The organism is Micromonospora sp. NPDC047740 (assembly GCF_043204735.1).
Taxonomy (GTDB): domain Bacteria; phylum Actinomycetota; class Actinomycetes; order Mycobacteriales; family Micromonosporaceae; genus Micromonospora.
The window spans coordinates 1-18,065 of sequence record NZ_JBIDCT010000003.1 but is presented as its reverse complement, the minus strand read 5'-3'; the positions used below and the strand labels follow the sequence as shown (position 1 = coordinate 18,065).

13 protein-coding genes are annotated in these 18,065 nt (G+C 72.0%); 6 read left to right on the top strand and 7 right to left on the bottom strand.

All coding sequences use genetic code 11. From position 1 onward, the window contains the following. Nucleotides 1–277: 277 nt before the first annotated feature. A complete protein-coding gene (locus tag ACGF4F_RS07015) occupies nucleotides 278–1,486 on the top strand; it encodes an amino acid deaminase/aldolase (protein ID WP_357442139.1) in 1,209 nt (402 codons plus the stop codon). Nucleotides 1,487–1,707: 221 nt separating this feature from the next. On the opposite strand, the gene ACGF4F_RS07010 is transcribed toward ACGF4F_RS07015, so the two are convergent. After that, a complete protein-coding gene (locus tag ACGF4F_RS07010) occupies nucleotides 1,708–2,283 on the bottom strand; it encodes a TetR family transcriptional regulator (protein ID WP_357442304.1) in 576 nt (191 codons plus the stop codon). A 225-nt stretch (nucleotides 2,284–2,508) separates the two neighbouring features. Here ACGF4F_RS07010 and ACGF4F_RS07005 point away from each other — a divergent pair, with 225 nt between their 5' ends. Next, a complete protein-coding gene (locus tag ACGF4F_RS07005) occupies nucleotides 2,509–3,819 on the top strand; it encodes a D-arabinono-1,4-lactone oxidase (protein ID WP_357442138.1) in 1,311 nt (436 codons plus the stop codon). A gap of 84 nt (nucleotides 3,820–3,903) precedes the next feature. On the opposite strand, the gene topA is transcribed toward ACGF4F_RS07005, so the two are convergent. The 6 genes from topA to ACGF4F_RS06975 all read right to left on the bottom strand — a co-directional run bounded on the left by topA (nucleotide 3,904) and on the right by ACGF4F_RS06975 (nucleotide 11,811). Next, entirely contained in the window at nucleotides 3,904–6,726 is a 2,823-nt protein-coding gene (gene topA / locus ACGF4F_RS07000; protein ID WP_357442137.1) for a type I DNA topoisomerase, read from the bottom strand. A gap of 325 nt (nucleotides 6,727–7,051) precedes the next feature. Further along, nucleotides 7,052–7,660: a hypothetical protein gene (locus ACGF4F_RS06995; protein ID WP_357442136.1), complete on the bottom strand. Its 609-nt coding sequence runs from the start codon at nucleotides 7,658–7,660 to the stop codon at nucleotides 7,052–7,054. Continuing rightward, on the bottom strand, nucleotides 7,651–8,190 hold the full coding sequence (locus tag ACGF4F_RS06990) for a hypothetical protein (RefSeq protein ID WP_357442135.1): 540 nt from the start codon (nucleotides 8,188–8,190) through the stop codon (nucleotides 7,651–7,653). The genes ACGF4F_RS06995 and ACGF4F_RS06990 overlap by 10 nt, the downstream gene beginning before the upstream one ends. A 124-nt stretch (nucleotides 8,191–8,314) precedes the next feature. Beyond that, nucleotides 8,315–10,699 (bottom strand): sodium-translocating pyrophosphatase, encoded by a 2,385-nt coding sequence (locus ACGF4F_RS06985; protein WP_357442134.1) that lies wholly within the window; start codon nucleotides 10,697–10,699, stop codon nucleotides 8,315–8,317. Nucleotides 10,700–11,017: 318 nt separating this feature from the next. Beyond that, the gene (locus tag ACGF4F_RS06980; RefSeq protein ID WP_198940586.1) at nucleotides 11,018–11,458 is read right to left on the bottom strand and encodes an ATP-binding protein; all 441 of its coding nucleotides are present in this window, start codon (nucleotides 11,456–11,458) and stop codon (nucleotides 11,018–11,020) included. Next, complete coding sequence (locus tag ACGF4F_RS06975; RefSeq protein ID WP_046565834.1) at nucleotides 11,455–11,811, bottom strand: STAS domain-containing protein; 357 nt, start codon at nucleotides 11,809–11,811, stop codon at nucleotides 11,455–11,457. Before ACGF4F_RS06975 ends, ACGF4F_RS06980 begins: the two co-directional genes overlap by 4 nt. Nucleotides 11,812–11,940: 129 nt before the next feature. Between ACGF4F_RS06975 and ACGF4F_RS06970 the strand changes: the two genes are divergently transcribed. From ACGF4F_RS06970 to ACGF4F_RS06955, 4 genes are all read left to right on the top strand, one after another. Further along, nucleotides 11,941–14,493: a DEAD/DEAH box helicase gene (locus ACGF4F_RS06970; RefSeq protein WP_393075646.1), complete on the top strand. Its 2,553-nt coding sequence runs from the start codon at nucleotides 11,941–11,943 to the stop codon at nucleotides 14,491–14,493. Between the two features lie 172 nt (nucleotides 14,494–14,665). Continuing rightward, on the top strand, nucleotides 14,666–15,244 hold the full coding sequence (locus ACGF4F_RS06965) for a hypothetical protein (RefSeq protein WP_357442133.1): 579 nt from the start codon (nucleotides 14,666–14,668) through the stop codon (nucleotides 15,242–15,244). A gap of 144 nt (nucleotides 15,245–15,388) precedes the next feature. Then, nucleotides 15,389–16,006: an IS607 family transposase gene (locus tag ACGF4F_RS06960; protein ID WP_357442132.1), complete on the top strand. Its 618-nt coding sequence runs from the start codon at nucleotides 15,389–15,391 to the stop codon at nucleotides 16,004–16,006. Beyond that, on the top strand, nucleotides 16,003–17,976 hold the full coding sequence (locus ACGF4F_RS06955; RefSeq protein WP_393075642.1) for a zinc ribbon domain-containing protein: 1,974 nt from the start codon (nucleotides 16,003–16,005) through the stop codon (nucleotides 17,974–17,976). The genes ACGF4F_RS06960 and ACGF4F_RS06955 overlap by 4 nt, the downstream gene beginning before the upstream one ends. Nucleotides 17,977–18,065 lie beyond the last annotated feature (89 nt).

The following is an 18,065-nucleotide window of genomic DNA, read 5'->3' as shown; positions in this document are numbered from 1 at the left end:
GCGCAGCACCGAGCGGATGGCGGCCGCTGCGGACAGGTCAGCCTGCGCGGGCGACGACACGCCGGGCGACTCGCCGTTCTTCTGGCTTTTGATGGCCGTACCTCCACGTGCCGGCCCAGAGTTGGGCATCCCCGGTGCAACACTCTAGTCGCGGCGAGAAGCGCCCCCTCCGCGACATTCGCCTGCTCGCCGAGCCTAGGCCGCCGGGGCCACCGCCCGCAGCCCGGACATACGCGAGGGTATTTCGCATTGACTCCCAGACAGTTAGCGTGCAGCCGTGGCCACCGACAGTGACAGACTTCGCGATCGCCTCGACCGGGCGACCGCCCACCTCGACCCGCCGTACGCGGTCGTCGACCTTGCCGCCTTCGACGCGAACGCCGACGCGCTCGCCCGCCGGGCAGCCGGCAAGCCGGTCCGGGTGGCCAGCAAGTCGGTCCGCGCCCGGGAACTGCTCAGCCGGGTGCTGGGGCGCCCCGGCTGGCGCGGCGTGATGGCGTTCACCCTGCCCGAGGCGCTCTGGCTGGCCCGCGCCGGGGTCAGCGACGAGGTGCTGGTGGCGTACCCGACCGCCGACCGGGGCGCGCTCGCCGGGTTGGCCGCCGACCCGGCGCTCGCCGACGCGGTGACGCTGATGGTCGACGACGCCGGTCAGCTCGACCTGGTCGACGAGGTGTGCCCGCCCGGCCGCCGGCCACCGGTGCGGGTCTGCCTCGACCTGGACGCCTCGTGGCGACCGCTCCGCGGGCGGGTGCACGTCGGCGTCCGGCGGTCCCCGGTGCACAGCGCCCGGGCAGCCGGCGCGCTCGCCCGCGCCGTCGCCGGCCGGCCCGGCTTCCGGCTGGTCGGCCTGATGTCGTACGAGGCGCAGATCGCCGGCCTCGGCGACGCCCCGCCCGGGCAGGCGGTGCTGGGTACCGCGATCCGGGTCGCCCAGCGCGGGTCGTACCGGGAACTGCTGGCCCGCCGGGCGGCGGCGGTCGCCGCGGTACGCGAGCACGCCGACCTCGAGTTCGTCAACGGCGGCGGCACCGGCAGCGTGGCCGCCACCAGCGCCGACCCCGCGGTCACCGAGGTCACCGCGGGATCCGGCCTGTACGGGCCGACGCTTTTCGACGCGTACCGGGCCTGGCGCCCCACCCCGGCGGCATTCTTCGCCTGCGCGGTGGTCCGCCGGCCGGCGCCCGGGGTGGCCACCGTGCTCGGTGGCGGCTGGATCGCCTCGGGCCCGGCCGCCGACAGCCGGCTCCCCCGGCCGTGGTTGCCGGCCGGGCTACGGCTGCTCGGCGCCGAAGGCGCGGGTGAGGTGCAGACTCCGGTGGCGGGCACGGCCGCGACGGCCCTGCGGGTCGGTGACCGGGTCTGGTTCCGCCATGCCAAGGCCGGCGAGCTGTGCGAGCACGTCAACGAACTGCATCTCGTCGACGGCGACAGCGTGGTCGCCACTGTGCCCACCTACCGGGGCGAAGGCCGGGCGTTCCTCTAGTCACGGAACGTGGCCTGGTGAAGCAGGACCTGGGCTCCTCGATCGGGTGACGGCGGGCCCCGGCGCACCTCGGGCGCCCGCCGTACCTCGTGCCGCCCGGTCGCACCCCAGGCGTCTTTCGCGTGCTGCCGCCCGGTCGCACCCCGGACGTCTTTCCCGTCCTGCCACCCGGTCGCACCCCGGGCGTGTTTCCCGTTGTGCCGCCGGCCGGCGGCGTCCGCTCAGCTCTGCTGAGCGGCCTCGGTCCGGGCGTCGACCTGCCGGTGCAGGTACTCCCGGATAAGCGCCTTCGCCTCGGAAAGCACCCGCTCGTCGCCCTCCGGCTTGCGCCGGAACGCCAGCTTGATCAGGGCGTCCGCGGCCTCGACCGCGATCTCCAGATGGAACCGGAGGTCGGGCACGTCGGCCAGACCGTAACGCTCGGCGAGCACGCGGGCGAGCTGATCGGCGATCACCCCGTTGTTGTCCCGCTGCTCATCGAGCAGGTGCAGGTCGACCACGTCGCCGAAGTGCAGGGTACGGAACCCCGGGATGGTGCGGTGCATCGTGATGTACTCGTCGATCGCCGCGTCGACGCCGTCCCACCAGTGGGTCAGGTCGTCGGAGGCGAACCGCTCGTCGAGCCGCTGGAGATAGGACTCCATCGTGCGCAGGGTCAACGCCTGCACGATCGCCCGCTTGTCCGGAAAGAACTGGTAGACCGACCCGATCGCCACCTCGGCGCGCTCGGCGAGGAGAGTCGTGGTCAACCCCTCGTACCCCACCTCGTCGACGAGCTCGGCACAGGCGTCCAGCATCCGCTGGACCCGCGCGACACTTCGACCCTGCACCGGCACCCGGCGCAGCGGCCCGGTCGTGGCGGCTGGTGTGGACACTCGGCGCCACCCCCCTTCGACGGAAGAACATATCTACAAGTCACGAGACCGTGACTACCGGTACAACGAGCGTGTCGCGTTTGCGGTATTTACCAGGCACAACGTTCCTGATATGAAGTCAGTTCATATTCATGTCGAGGAGCGTCCATGGCCGGTACGCCACCACCCGCCTGGTCCAACTGGGCCGGCAACCAGCGCAGCACCGCCACCCTGGTGGCGCGCCCCCGGACCGTCGACGAGGTCGCCGCGGCGATCCGCGCCGCCGCCGACGCCGGCCGGACGATCCGGGCGGTGGGCAGCGGGCACTCGTTCACCGGGACGGCCTTCACCGACGGGCACCGGCTCGAACTGACCGAACTGGACACCGGCGTCACCGTCGACACCACCCGCCGACTGGTCACCGTACCGGCCGGGATGACTCTGCACACGCTCAACGACCTACTCGCCACCCACGGACTGGCGCTGCCCAATCTCGGCGACATCGACGCGCAGACCGTGGCCGGGGCGCTCGCCACCGGCACCCACGGCACCGGCGCGAAACTCGGCTGCCTGTCCACCTTCGTCACCGGGCTGACCCTGGTCACCGGCACCGGGGAGGTGCTGCGCTGCTCCGCCGACGAGCACCGCGACGTCTTCGCCGCCGCCCGCGTCGGGCTCGGCGCGGTCGGCGTGCTGGTCGAGGTCACCCTGCGCTGCGTCGACGCCTTCGTGCTCCGCGCGCACGAACGGCCGGCGGCGCTGTCCGCAGTGCTCGCCGACCTGCCCGGGCTCGTCGAACAGCAGGACCACGTCGAGTTCTACTGGTTCCCGTACACCGCCCGGGTGCAGGTCAAGACCAACGACCGGGTGCCCGCCGACGACCGGCCGCTGCCCCGCTGGCGAGGCTGGCTGGACGACGAGTTCCTGGCCAACACCGTGTTCGCCGGGGCCTGCCGGCTGGGCCGCGCCGTGCCGGCGCTGGCCCCCGGGATCAGCGCCGTCTCCGCTCGGGCGCTCACCGAACGCACCTACACCGGTCGCTCCGACCGGGTCTTCTGCACGCCACGCCGGGTCCGCTTCGTGGAGATGGAGTATGCCCTGCCCCGCGCCGTCCTGCCGGCCGCGCTGGACGCGCTGCGGCGCATCGTGGACAACCTGCCGTTCAAGGTGCTCTTCCCGGTCGAGGTGCGGTTCACCGCCGCCGACGACATCTGGCTCTCCCACGGATACGGACGGGACTCGGCGTACCTCGCCATCCACCAGTACGTGGGCATGCCCTTCGAGCCCTACTTCCGGGCCTTCGAGGAGGTGGCCACGGAACTGGGCGGACGGCCGCACTGGGGCAAGCTGCACTACCGGGACGCGGCGTCGCTCGCGCCCGCGTACCCGCGGTTCGCCGACTTCCTGGCCGTCCGCGACCGCCTCGACCCCGACCGCCGCTTCGCCAACCCCTACCTGAACCAGATCCTCGGCGACTGAACCCGCTACGGACCTGATGACATCGGCGGATCACCCGCCGCGTGAATCGTTCCCGAGATCAGGTCCGTAGCCGGCGGCGACAGGTCACTCCGTGGAGGTGGATGCTTTCCGGGGGGCGGCCTTCTTCGCCGGGGCCTTCTTGGCCGCGGTGGCCTTGGCGGTCGTCGTCTTCTTCGCGGCGGTGGACTTGGCGGCGGCGGTCTTCTTCGCCGCCGCCTTCTTGGCCGGGGCCGCCTTCTTCGCCGCCGCCTTCTTCGGCGCCGGACCCTTCGCCCGCTTCTCGGCGAGCATCTCGGAGGCTTCCTCCAGGGTCAGCGCCTCCGGGGTCTGCCCGCGCCGCAGCGACGCGTTGGTCTCCCCGTCGGTGACGTACGGCCCGAACCGCCCATCCTTGATCACCAGCGGCTTCTCGGTGAGCGGGTCGGCGCCCATCTCCCGCAGCGGCGGCGCGGCGGCCCGGCGCTGGCGGGTCTTCGGGGCGGCCAGCAGCGCGAGCGCCTCGTCCAGCGTGACGGTGAACATCTTCTCTTCCGAGTCCAGCGAGCGGAACTCGTCACCACGCTTGACGTACGGGCCGTAGCGGCCGTTGTTGGCGAACACCTCGACCCCGTCCGGGGCCACCCCCACGAGCCGGGGCAGGCTGAGCAGCTTCAGCGCCTCGTCGAAGGTGAGCGTCTCCGGCGACTGCGACCGCAGCAGCGAGGACTTCCGCTCGCCGCTGGCCACGTACGGGCCGAACCGGCCGGACTTCAGCACGATCGGCTCGCCGGTGGCCGGGTCGTCGCCGAGCTTTCGCTCGCCCGCGCCGCCGAGGAACAGCTCGTGCACCTTCTCCGGGGTCAGCTCGTCCGGCGCCAGCCCCTCGGGGATCGGCGCCCGGTCGCCCTGGGCGCCGCCCTCCTCGCCCTCACCGGTGGGTGCGGGCTGCTCGCCCGGCAGGGCCCGCTGGAGGTACGGCCCGTACCGGCCGACCCGGACGACGACCTCGCGCCCCTCCTCGTCGGTGAAGAGCGGGATCGAGTTGACGCTGCGCGCGTCGATCTCGCTGAGGTTCTCCGTCACCAGCTTCTTGAGGCCACCGGCGTGGGCGATGTCCCGGTCGCCGGCGCCGTTGGCGCTGCCGAAGTAGAACGCGGTGAGAAAGTCGACCGCGGCGTGGTCGCCGCCGGCGATCTCGTCCAGCTCGTTCTCCATGCTGGCGGTGAAGTCGTAGTCGATCAGGCGCGGGTAGTGCCGCTCCATCAGCCCGATCACCGCGAACGCCAGGAACGACGGGATCATCGCCTGGCCGCGCTTGACGACGTACCCGCGGTCCTGGATGGTCTGCATGATCGACGCGTACGTCGACGGGCGGCCGATGCCCAGCTCCTCCAGCGCCTTGACCAGCGACGCCTCCGTGTAGCGGGCGGGCGGCTGGGTGTGGTGGCCCTGCGCGGCCAGCTCCTCGGCGGTCAGCGGCTGGTCCTTGACCAGGGTGGGCAGCCGCCGCTCGGCGTCCTCGGCCTCGGCGTTCTCGTCGTCGCTCGACTCCACGTAGGCGCGCAGGAAACCGGGGTCGGTGATGGTCTTGCCGGTCGCCCCGAAGTCGGCCTCCTCCTGTGCGGCGGAGACCGCGCGGATCCGCACCGAGACGCTGGAGCCGACCGCGTCGGTCATCTGCGAGGCGATGGTGCGCCGCCAGATCAGCTCGTAGAGCTTGAACTCCTCGGCGGACAGCTCCTTGGCCACCTCGCCCGGGGTGCGGAAGTTGTCCCCCGCGGGGCGGATCGCCTCGTGCGCCTCCTGCGCGTTCTTCACCTTGCCGGTGTAGCGGCGCGGCTCCGGCGGCACGCTGCGCTCGCCGTACAGCTCGACGATCTGCCGGCGGGCCGCCGCGACGGCGGTCTCCGACAGGTTCACCGAGTCGGTACGCATATAGGTGATGTAGCCGTTCTCGTACAGCCGCTGCGCGGTGCGCATCGTCTGCTGGGACGAGAACCGCAGCTTGCGGGCCGCCTCCTGCTGCAGCGTGGAGGTGATGAACGGCGCGTATGGGCGGCGCCGATAGGGCTTCTCCTCGACCCGGGTGACGGTGAACGGCCGCCCCTCCAGGCGGGCCGCCAGTCCCCTGGCCCCGCCCTCGTCGAGGTGCACCACGCCCGCGCCGGCCCGGACCCGGCCGGTGGTCGGCTCGAAGTCCTTGCCGGTGGCGATCCGGTCGCCGTTCAGCGCGATCAGGGTGGCGTTGAACGCCCGTGGCCCCTCGCCGGGGTTCGCCACCGCGAGGGTGGCCAGGATGTCCCAGTATTCCGCGGTGCGGAAGGCCATCCGCTGCCGCTCCCGCTCGACCACGATCCGGGTCGCCACGGACTGCACCCGGCCCGCCGAGAGCTTCGGCATGACCTTCTTCCACAGCACCGGGGAGACCTCGTAGCCGTACAGCCGGTCCAGGATGCGCCGGGCCTCCTGCGCGTCGACCAGGTCGCGGTCGATCTCCCGAGGGTTGGCCACCGCGGCCTGGATGGCCGGCTTGGTGATCTCGTGGAAGACCATCCGCTTGACCGGCACCTTGGGCTTGAGCGTCTCCACCAGGTGCCAGGCGATCGCCTCGCCCTCGCGGTCCTCGTCCGTCGCCAGGAAGATCTCGTCGACCTCCTTGGCCAGCTTGGTCAGCTTGCTGATCTGCTGCTTGCGGTCCGGCGAGACCACGTAGAGCGCGTGGAAGCCGTTGTCGACGTCCACGCCGAGCCGCGCCCACGCTTCGCCCTTGTACTTGGCCGGCACGTCGGCGGCGTTGCGGGGCAGGTCCCGGACGTGGCCGAAGCTGGCCTCCACGACGTACCCCGGGCCGAGGTAGCCCGAGATCGTCTTGGCCTTCGCCGGTGACTCGACGATGACCAGACGGGTGGTTCCAGCGTTGCTCGGCACGTCTCTCTCCGACCTCACTCCTGCTCTATGCCCGTTTCGGGCCGCATTGCACGCCCGGACGACCGGTGGTCCGGATGTCCAACGTAACGCGCCGTCCGCGGTCCGGGTTTCGTGGGCCGCAAACACTCAGTTCGGGCGACCCACCGGCCGGTTCGCGCGGCGGCACCCGCCGAACGGCGCCACCGTACACCGTGGGTAGGGCGTCGAGTGGGTCACTGTGACGATCACGCACCCACGGCGGAGGAGGCACCCTCCGTTTTCCTGTGCGAACGACCGCGCGGAGGTGTCCGGGATCGGACAGCCGGCGGGGTTGCGCGCCACCGGTTCAGCCGGCGGCCGGCCATCCGGCCGCCGGCGCCGCCGGTGGGCGGTCACCCACCAGCTCGGCCAGCCGGGCCATCCGCCGCCGGCCGGCGATCCGGTACGCGGGTCCGCCGTCGGCCGGCTCCACGAACGCCGCCGGCAGCCCCACCGCGGCCAGCGCGGCGCGTACCCGGGGCCAGCACTCCTCGTCGGCCGGGCCCAGGCCGAGCTGGCAGCCGGCCGGGTCGACCGCCCCGGCGGCGGCGAGCCAGAGCCGCAGCCGGCGCCCGTTGAGGTGGAAGCCGGCCGGGACCTGCTTCGTCGTGCCGCGCAGCCAGACCGTGGCGAGCGGGGCCAGCGTGGTCGCGTACGCGGTGCGCACCAGGTGCCGCCCGTCCTCGGTCGGCTCCCAGCTCGCCGGCACGCGCCGCGCCGCCAGCTCGGCCACCAGCGCGTGCACCCGCCAGGCGGCGTCCACCACCACCGAGACCCGGGCGGTACCGCCCATCCGCACCACCTCTCCCGGTCCGGCGAGCAGACCGGCCAGGTCCGCCAGGGCCGGGTCCGCCGCCTCGGTGGAGAACAGCGAGGGCTGGCGGACCGGGTCGGGGGGAGGGTGCGTCAGCGACACTCCGGGACCTCGTCGAAGGCCTCTTTGAGCTCGGACGAGTTGAGCTTGCTGGTGTCCAGCGCGCTCGCGTCGTACTCCTTGTTGAGCGTGTCCACCGCGGCCCGCACCCCGTCGTAGAAGGGCCCGGCCTGCGCGGTGTCCAGCCCGTCGATGGTGCCCCGGGCCCGGCCGTACGCGTCCCGCATCTTGCTCAGCGAGGCGCGGAACCCGGCGGAGATCTCCTCGCCGTGGTCGGTCTCCGGCACGCCGGCCTGCTCGACCTTGCGTCGGGCGGTCTCGCTGGCCTGCTCGGCCCCGGCGAAGAGGCGGACCAGGTTCTCCTTGGCCTGCGCCGGGGTGGTCTGCGCGGTCATCTGCTGCTGGGTGCTGCTGGTCAGCTTGTTGATCTCCGCGCGCCACGGGGTGAGCGCCTGGCAGACCGACGCGGCCCAGGCCCGGGGGCTGGGACCGCCGCACCCGGCGACGGCGAGGCTGAGCGTGGCCAGGACCACCGTGAGCTTTCCGGCGGTTGCCGCCCCGCGGGTACGCATGCGAAGCAGCGTACGGCCTCCCGGTGGAAGTGCCACCGGTCAGGTTTCCGGCCCGGGACCTCCGAACGGACCGGTTCCCGGCCGGCGCGAGGCCGACCGGGAACCGGCACCAGTTCGTACCCGCTCAGGCGCGGACCGGCTCCGCCCGCTCCTCCGGGCTGCCCGCGGCGTCGCCGTCGCGGTCGGAGTCGCCCATGGCGACGCCCTTGCGCTTGCTGAACACCACGGCCGCCACGATGACCAGCGCGGCCACCACGGCGATCGTGATCCGCAGGCCGGTGTTCTTGTCCTCGCCCACGCTCCAGGCCACCACGGCCGGCGCGATCAGCAGCGAGACCAGGTTCATCACCTTGATCAGCGGGTTGATCGCCGGACCGGCGGTGTCCTTGAACGGGTCGCCGACGGTGTCGCCGATGACGGTGGCGGCGTGCGACTCGGAGCCCTTGCCGCCGTAGGCGCCGTCCTCCACCAGCTTCTTGCCGTTGTCCCAGGCGCCGCCGGAGTTGGCCAGGAAGACCGCCATCAGCGTGCCCGCCCCGATGGCACCGGCCAGGTACGACGCCAGCGCGCCGGGGCCGAGGCCGAAGCCGACCGCGATCGGCGCCATGATCGCCAGCAGGCCGGGGGTCATCAGCTCGCGCTGCGCGTCCCGGGTGCAGATGTCGACCACCTTGCCGTACTCGGGGCGCTGGGTGCGGTCCATGATCCCGGGCAGCTCGCGGAACTGCCGGCGTACCTCCATCACCACGGCGCCGGCCGAGCGGGAGACCGCGTTGATGGCCAGGCCGGAGAAGAGGAAGACCACCGCCGCGCCGACGATCAGGCCGACCAGGTTGCGCGGGTTGGCCACGTTCAGCAGGTTGGTGATGGCGTTCTCGACGTTCTCCACCTTCGCGTCGCCGAACGCGGTCTTCAGCGTGTCGGTGTACGAGCCGAACAGCGCGGTCGCGGCCAGGACCGCGGTGGCGATGGCGATGCCCTTGGTGATCGCCTTGGTGGTGTTGCCGACCGCGTCCAGCTCGGTCAGCGTCCGCGCGCCGTGCTCGTCGATGTCGCCGGACATCTCGGCCACGCCCTGGGCGTTGTCGGAGATCGGCCCGAAGGTGTCCATGGCGACAATCACGCCGACGGTGGTGAGCAGGCCGGTGCCGGCCAGCGCGACGGCGAACAGCGACAGCGTGATGGAGCTGCCGCCGAGCAGGAACGCGCCGAACACGCCGGCGCCGATCAGCAGCGCCGAGTAGACCGCCGACTCCAGGCCGACGCTGATGCCGGCGAGGATGACGGTGGCCGCACCGGTCTGCGAGCTCTTGCCGATGTCCTGCACCGGGCGCCGGTTGGTCTCGGTGAAGTAGCCGGTGAGCGCCTGGATCGCGGCGGCCAGCACGATGCCGATCACCACCGCGCCGATGGCCAGCCCGCGGGGGCCGAACGGCGGCTCGCCGTCGGTGACGTTGAGCGCCGCCCGCCAGTTGTCGCCGAGCAGGTCCGCCCAGGTCGGCTTCAGGTAGCCGAACACGGCGATCGCCACCAGCACCGCGGAGACCAGGGCGGACAGGTAGAAGGCCCGGTTGATCGCGGTCAGCCCGTTGCGGTCGGAGGCGCGCAGCCGGGTGATGAAGACGCCGACGATCGCCACCAGCACGCCGATGGTCGAGATGATCAGCGGCAGGACCAGGCCCTCGTTGCCGAACGCGGCCCGGCCCAGGATCAGCGCGGCGACCAGGGTGACCGCGTACGACTCGAACAGGTCGGCGGCCATCCCGGCGCAGTCGCCCACGTTGTCGCCCACGTTGTCGGCGATGGTCGCGGCGTTGCGCGGGTCGTCCTCGGGGATGCCCTGCTCGACCTTGCCGACCAGGTCGGCGCCGACGTCGGCGGCCTTGGTGAAGATGCCGCCGCCGACCCGCATGAACATGGCGAGCAGCGCGGCGCCGAAGCCGAAGCCCTCCAGCACGGTCGGGGCGTCGCCCTTGTAGAGCAGGACGACCAGCGCCGCACCGAACAGGCCGAGGCCCACGGTGAGGAAGCCGACCACGCCGCCGGTGCGGAAGGCGATCTTCATGGCGCTCTCGCGCCCGCCTTCGCGCTCCCGCGCGGCCGCGGCGACCCGCAGGTTGGCCCGGGTGGCCAGCCACATGCCGGCGCCGCCGATGAACGCGCTGAACAGGGCGCCCACCACGAAGAACGCCGACCGGCCGATCTTCACCAGGGTCTGGTTGCCGTCGGTGTCGTGCACCGGCAGCAGGAACAGCAGCACGACGGCGATCACCACGAAGATCGCCAGGGTGCGGAACTGCCGCAGCAGGTACGCGGACGCGCCCTCCTGCACCGCCCCGGAGATCTCCTGCATGTTGGTGGTTCCCGTACCGGCTGCCAGCACCGCCCTGGTCAGGGCGGCCGCGAAGACGAGCGCCACCAGCGCGATGACCGCGGCGATGACGACGTACGTCACGTTGGCTCCGGTAAGGGACAGTGCGCCGCCGTCGGCGGCCAAGGTCCCGGACATCTATGTCCTCCTGTACCGAACAACTCGCGCCGATCCGTGGAGACGCACGGACCGACGCCTGGATGCGGACTCGCAAGCGCGCGCCAACCCACCCCGGCGGACCAGCGATGAACACCCATTCCCGCTGGCTGCGGGACGGATCACTTGCTGACAACCCGGGTACTGTAGCCCTCCGACGTGTTGCGGCTCACACCGAGGGGGCACCCTTTCGCGATGATCTTCGTCGCTGTGCTATGCGAAAAAATCTGATATATGGGGCGGCCAGCACGACGAGGCCGCGTTCCCTGGGCGGGAACGCGGCCTGCGGGGGTGCGAACGTCAGGAGCGGCCGACCGGCCAGACCATCCGGACCTCGGTGCCGACGCCCTCCTCGACCGGGCGCACCTGCAGGTCCTCCACGAAGCCGGCGAGCAGGGCGAAGCCGACACCGGTGGTCAGTGCGTCCTCGCTGAGCGACTCCTTGGCCAGCTCGTCCGGGGGCAGCGCGGCGAGACCGATGCCCGCCTCGATCGGGGCCCGGTCCACCACCCGGACCGAATACGCCCCGTTGTCGGACATCTCCACCAGCACCGGATCGGCCAGGCCGTACTGCCGGTGCAGGGCCACCGCCCGGGTGCACGCCTCGCCGATCGCCAGGCGCACCTCGTCGAGCAGGTCCTCCCGTACGCCGGCCCGGCGGGCCACCGCGACGCCGACCAGGCGGGCGGTGCGCACGTGCACCGGGGCGGGCGAGAAGGAGAGCTTGACGGTCGCCATCATGCGCCGGCGCCGGTCGGATCGGCGCTGATCGCCGCGTCGACCGTGGGATGCAGCGGGAAGACCTGGTCCAGCGCGGTGATCCGGAAGATCTTGAGTAGCGGCTCCTTGTCGCAGACCAGGGCGAAGGAGCCGCCCGCCGAGCGGAGCCGCTTCAGGGCGCCGACCAGCACGCCGAGCCCGGTCGAGTCGAGGAAGTCCACCCGGCCCAGGTCCACCACGACCCGGCGGGCCCCGCCGTCGATCAGTTCGAGGAGCCGTTCCCGCAGGCGAGGCGCCGTGTAGACGTCCACCTCACCGCCGACCTCGAGCACCGTGTGCTCCCCCACGGCGCGGGTCGCCAGCGACAGCTCCATCGGTCCCTCCTCGGTAAGCTCTCCACGGCATCTAACCATCCCCGCCCGAACGCCCCGGTGGGTCACCGGCCGAGGCTCAACCCCCTTACCCAGGCCCCCCGCGTTTCATTTCCCGATCGTGTTCGGAAGGTGCAGGCCGTGACCTACGACAGCTTCAGCTCGGCGCGTGTGCCGCCGCGCCACGACCAGAAGCCGTCGTCCGCAGCCACCGTGTCCGCGAGCAGCGGCCCCGGGCGACCGCCCGCCGAGCTGCTGCACCGGCTGCGCGCCCGGCACTCCGCCGACCCGGTCACCCACGTCGAGCGGGTGCCGGCCCGGGCCGGGGAGCCGGCGCCGTGGCCGGCATGGGCCCCCGAGGAGCTGCGGGCGGCGTTCGCCCGGCGCGGCGTCACCGCCCCGTGGCGGCATCAGGCCGAGGCCGCCGAGCTGGCGTACGCCGGGACGCACGTGGTGGTGGCCACCGGCACGGCGTCCGGCAAGTCGCTGGCGTACCAGCTTCCGGCGCTGGGCACGCTGCTCGCCGACCCCCGTGCCACCGTGCTCTACCTGGCTCCGACCAAGGCACTCGCCGCCGACCAGTTACGCGCCGTCGCCGGCCTCGAACTGGAGGGGGTACGCCCCGCCTGCTACGACGGGGACACCCCGCGCGCCGAACGCGAATGGATCCGGCGGCACTCCCGGTTCGTGCTGACCAACCCGGACATGCTGCACCACGGCATCCTGCCCGGGCACGCGAACTGGTCCGGGTTCCTGCGCCGGCTCGCGTACGTCGTGGTCGACGAGTGCCACACCTACCGGGGCGTGTTCGGCTCGCACGTGGCGCACGTGCTGCGCCGGCTACGCCGACAGTGCGCCCGCTTCGGTAACACTCCCGTGTTCGTGCTGGCCTCGGCGACGTCGGGCGACCCGGCGACGACGGCCGGGCGGCTCACCGGGCTGCCGGTCGCGGCCGTCACCGAGGACACCTCGCCGCGCGGCGGGGTGACCTTCGCGCTGTGGGAGCCGCCGCTTCTCCCCTCGGATACGTCCTCCGATGTCGCCGACCTCGCCCCGGTCCGCCGCTCCGCGCTGCGGGAGACCGCCGACCTGCTCGCCGACAGCATCGTCGAGGGGGTCCGCACCCTCGCCTTCGTCCGGTCCCGACGCGGTGCCGAGGTGGTCGCCGCCAACGCCCGACGCGCCCTGGACGAGGCGGTGCCCGGGCTCGGCGACCGGGTGGCCGCCTACCGAGCCGGTTACCTGCGCGAGGAACGGCGCGAGCTGGAACGCGCCCTGCTGCACGGCGACCTCCTCGGGCTCGCCTCCACCAACGCCCTCGAACTCGGCGTCGACCTGGTCGGCCTGGACGCGGTGCTGATCTGCGGCTGGCCGGGCACCCGGGCGTCACTCTGGCAGCAGGCCGGCCGGGCCGGACGCTCCGGCGACGAGGCACTCGCGGTGCTGGTGGCCCGGGACGACCCGCTCGACACCTACCTGGTGCACCACCCCGAGGCGCTGTTCGGGCGGCCCGTCGAGGCGACCGTGCTCGACCCGGCCAACCCGTACGTGCTCGCCCCACAGCTCGCCTGCGCCGCCTTCGAGGCCCCGCTCACCCCGGCCGACCTGGAACTCTTCGGGGAGGGCGCGAAGGAGGCGATCGAGGACCTGGTGGCCGCTGGGGCGCTGCGGCAGCGGCCGACCGGCTGGTACTGGCGGCACCGGGAGCGGCCCGAGGTGGACCTGCGCGGCGAGAACGGGGCACCGGTCTGCGTGGTGGAGGAGTCCACCGGACGGCTGCTCGGCACGGTCGACGGCAGCTCCGCACACTTCCTCCTCCATTCCGGGGCGGTCTACCTGCACCAGGGCGTCTCGTACGTGGTCGACGCGCTCGACCTGGCGGACGGGTGCGCGCTGGTGCACGCCGAGGAGCCGGACTGGTCCACCCACGCCCGGGACGCCACCTCGCTGTCCGTGGTGTCGGTCCGGTCGTACGTGGACGCCGGGCCGGTCGGGCTCTTCCTCGGCGAGGTCGACGTGACCAGCCAGGTGGTGTCGTACCAGCGGCGGCGGATCGCCACCGGCGAGGTGATCGACACCCGGCCGCTGGACCTGCCGGCCCGGGAACTGCGCACCGTCGCCGTCTGGTTCACCCTGTCCCCCGAGTCCCTGGCGGCAGCGGGGATCGAGGCCGCCGACGTCCCGGGCGCGCTGCACGCCGCCGAGCACGCCGCGATCGGTCTGCTGCCGCTCATGGCTACCTGCGACCGCTGGGACATCGGCGGCCTGTCCACCGCCGTCCACCCGGACACCGAGGCCCCCACCGTCTTCGTCTACGACGGCCACCCGGGCGGCGCGGGCTTCGCCGAGCGCGCGTACGGGACGGCGGCGGCCTGGCTGCGCGCCACCCGGGACGCGATCGCCGAGTGTGGCTGCGAGGCGGGGTGCCCGTCCTGCGTCCAGTCCCCGAAGTGCGGCAACGGCAACAACCCGCTCTCCAAGCCGGACGCCGTCAAGGTCCTCGACGTGGTGCTCGCCAACCTGGCGGCGGTCGCTGGATCCTCTGATGAGGCCGGTGCCTCACCTGCCGTTGCGGCTGAGTCGGGTGCCGAGGCGGTGCCCGAGACGGCGGCCGGTGGGAGCCGGGGCGGCGTCGGGGTGGGCCTTCCTCGGCAGGACGAGCGGTCGGCGGCTGGTCAGCGGTAACCCGTCGGCCCTGGCCTCCTCGTGGCGGTCGACCACAGCCGGTCGGGCGCCAGGGGTGGAGACGCCGGCGATCACCGGGTCACTGGCGATCTCGCGCAGCCGCTCCCGGCGAGGGCGGACGCCGAGGGCCGAGCTGTGCGAGACTCCGGCGTTGCTTATTGAAGGAGATCACGTGCAGCTCGACCGCTTGCAGACCCAGCACCAGTTCATCGTCCGGCAGCGGATCCGGATGATGGTCAACCAGTACGAGGTCCACGCCATGGCCCCGGACGGCTCGGAAGGCGAGCTGCTCGCTTTCGCGCAGCAGAAGCGGCTCGCGTTCAAGGAGCAGGTGACCATCTACACCGACGACGCCAAGCAGCACCCCCTGCTCGGCTTCAAGGCCCGCCAGCGGCTCGACCTCGGCGCCACGTACGACGTGACGGACCACGCCGGCACCCCGATCGGCCTGTTCCGCAAGGACTTCGCCCAGTCGCTGCTGCGGTCCACCTGGCACGTGGAGCAGCCCGGCCTGCCGCCGATCACCGGGCAGGAGCGCAGCATGCCGGTGGCGCTGCTGCGCCGGTTCGTCGACTCGCTCTCCTGGCTGCCGTACCACTTCGACTTCGTCGCCGGTGGCCAGCCGGTGTTCTCGGTCGACAAGAAGTGGGGCCTGCGCGACCGGTACGTCGTCGACATCCAGCACCCGCAGATCGACCGGCGGCTCGTCATCGCCATGGCGGTCGGCCTGGACGCCCTGCAGTCCCGCTGACGCCGCCTCGCCGGCTGTCGAGCGACGTCGGGCTGGGCGGCCCGGGTGCTCCCGTACCGCCCAGCCCAGCCGCGGCTCGGGGATCAGCGCGGCCAGCAAACTGACCAATTGATTAAGAATCCTCATTGATCATAGGATGATCGCGTGGAACTTCTTCGGCTTGCGAAGGCCGCAAAGCGTCTTGGTGTTCACCCGGTGACGCTTCGTCTGTGGGCTGATTCGGGGAAGATTCCGGTGACGTGGGTGGGCCGTGAGCGTCGGTTCTCCTCGATCGATGTCGAGGCGATGAAGGTTTCCACCGGCGGCGGTGCACGCCTTCGGTTGGAGGGCTTGTACGTGCGGGTCTCTGACTCCAGTGGGCAGGAGTCCTCGTGGGAGGCGCAGGAGTATGAGCTGCGGGCTACGTCCACCGGCGAGGTCGTGAAGGTGTTCCGTGACCGGGCGTCGGGCCTGCGGGAGGACCGGCCTGGCCTGAACCGGCTGCTGCGAGCCGTCGCCGACGGAAGTGTCACCGTGGTGCGGGTGACGCATGAGGACCGGCTTGCGCGCTTCGGTGTCGGCTGGCTCAAACACTTGCTGGCCGTGCACGGCGCCACCCTGGAAGTGCTCCATCCGAAGAAGCTCGGCGGACGGGAGGAGTTGCTGGAGGACTTTGTTTCGGTGGTCACGACGTTCGCGGGGCGCCTTTACGGGATGCGGTCGGCGGAGAACCGGCGTCGTCTGCTGGCCGAGTCCGGGCAATGCCAGGCCAGCGACCGGTGAGCCGGAGGCTGCCGCTGGCCGAGGGCGAGGCCTCCCGTACCGTGTGCGCCCGCAGCCTGGTGCGCGCGGGTGTGGACGAGGAGACCGGCGAGGTCCTGTCCCAGGGGGTGCTTGTGCAACGGGTCGGCTGGTGTGCCGACCTGGTGGCGGGCATGGTGGGTGCGCTGATCAGCGAGCACTGGAACACCGCGGACGTGGAGGTGCTCGCTTGCGGCGTGGACGCTGGTGGCCGGAAGCTTCCATCGAACGCGTGGATGGCGCTGCGGCGCCTGGGCTGGGCCACCGCCCCGGAGGGTGTGAAGGTCAATGACCGGATCGCGCGGATGGCGCAGGAACAGGCGGGGCGTGCTCTCCGCTCGGTGAAATGGCGGGCCGACGTGACCGCCGGTGTCCTGGCGACCTGGCCGGCCGAACCACGTCATCGCACCCACGCCGAGTGGGAGCACGTTCGGGCGTCGATCCCTGGCGGCAGGCATCTGCCATCGAGTCTAATCGAAGGCCGAACCCGACAGGTCGTCAAGTTCCGTGCCGCGCATGGCCGGCTGCCGGTTGACGTCTTCGAACTCGAAGGCGTCCCGAAGGTCCCGCGGATGCTGCTGCTGGCCGCATGTGACAAGCAGCAGGCCACCATCGAACGCAGCGAGACCAACCGGGGCAGGGTTTTGCTCCGCCTGCAGTTGCCCACCCGCCCAGATCCCCGAGCGTATCGAGACTGGACATGGGTCGAGTGCCCGATCATCCTGCCGCCCACGGTTCCCCCGGGCGCGGTGTTGCACTTGCCGACCCTGCGTATCGCAGGCGGCACGGTGTACGCCGATTTGGCATACAGCCACCCAGTGCCGGAGGCCCGACGCGCCGGTCACACGGTGGCGCTCGGTGTGGACTGGGGTGTGAACACCCTGTTGTCCGCCGGAGCCCTGCGACTGGATAAGGATGGCCGGATCACCGCGCTGGGGGCTGGGGCTCAGTTCCGGGCCGCCGGGGTCCTGGCCGAGCAGCACCGCCTGCGCCGCCACAGCGAGCGGCTGCACGCCAAGGCCGACCACTACGCGCGGCTGCTCGGCGGCCGCCCCGACGAGCACCTGACCGAGCAACACGAGGTGCTGCGCTCCGAAATCCGCCTCGTGTCTCAGCGCCGCCAAAACCTGAACAACGCGCTCGCCTGGGCCGCCGCCAGATGGGCCGTCGACCAGGCCATCTCCGCCCGGGCGACCGTCATCTACCTGGAAGACCTGCGGTCGATGGAAGCACGGGGCATGGGCGCCACCCTGAACACGCGCCTGTCCCAGCAGGTCTGCGGAAAGATCAGCGACCGCATGCGGCACCTCGCCGCCGAGCACGGTGTCGCCGTAGTCACCGTCCCCGCCCGAAACACGTCCAAACACTGCCCACAGTGCCTGAGCCCGCTACGGCACCGAAAAGCCCCCGACAAGCCGACCGTGGCCGGCTGGAAGTGGGCCATCTGCCCCAACACCAGTTGCGGCTGGCAAGGCGACCGCGACCACGGCGCCTGGCGCCGTATCGCCGCCCGTGGCCTGACCCATCAGGGCAAGACCGTCACCGACAAGACCAGCGAGATGCTGGTCCGCTCGGTCGTGGACACCCTCGAAGCCGGCGCCGTCGTCACCCCCAGCACCTCTAATGCCAGCCGGAGGGATCGGTCGAAGACCGGCCCCACCCGGCCCCGCACCTCACGCCCCGCGCCCAGGCGACGCAGGGCACCCTCCCCCATTCGGCCCCATGGTCGAGCGGGCAAGCGTCCGGAGGGACACGCACCAACGGACCGGACCCGGCTGCCTCGCGCAGCCCACCGGCACCAGGGCGTGAACACGATCAGCACACCCACCACCGCCGGCCACCGGCCACGAGGAGCCGCACTGGGCGCAGGATTCCACCTGAATGCCCACGCGACCCCACCACGATGGGAAACGATCCCGGAAACCCGATCCGACTCAGGATCGCTCAGCTGATCAGAGTCATTCCGACCTGTTCCGGACGCCACGCAGGCGTGAAAATGGTGGTCCGGTCGCCCGCTGACGTCGCCAGCTTCTTGGGAGGT

Bases quoted from the DNA above. Each gene is read 5' to 3' on its own strand.
- ACGF4F_RS07010 (WP_357442304.1), bottom strand. From the start codon at position 2,283: ATGCTGGACGCCTGTGCCGAGCTCGTCGACGAGGTGGGGTACGAGGGG.
- ACGF4F_RS07005 (WP_357442138.1), top strand. From the start codon at position 2,509: ATGGCCGGTACGCCACCACCCGCCTGGTCCAACTGGGCCGGCAACCAG.
- ACGF4F_RS06990 (WP_357442135.1), bottom strand. From the start codon at position 8,190: ATGCGTACCCGCGGGGCGGCAACCGCCGGAAAGCTCACGGTGGTCCTG.
- ACGF4F_RS06985 (WP_357442134.1), bottom strand. From the start codon at position 10,699: ATGTCCGGGACCTTGGCCGCCGACGGCGGCGCACTGTCCCTTACCGGA.
- ACGF4F_RS06980 (WP_198940586.1), bottom strand. From the start codon at position 11,458: ATGATGGCGACCGTCAAGCTCTCCTTCTCGCCCGCCCCGGTGCACGTG.
- ACGF4F_RS06975 (WP_046565834.1), bottom strand. From the start codon at position 11,811: ATGGAGCTGTCGCTGGCGACCCGCGCCGTGGGGGAGCACACGGTGCTC.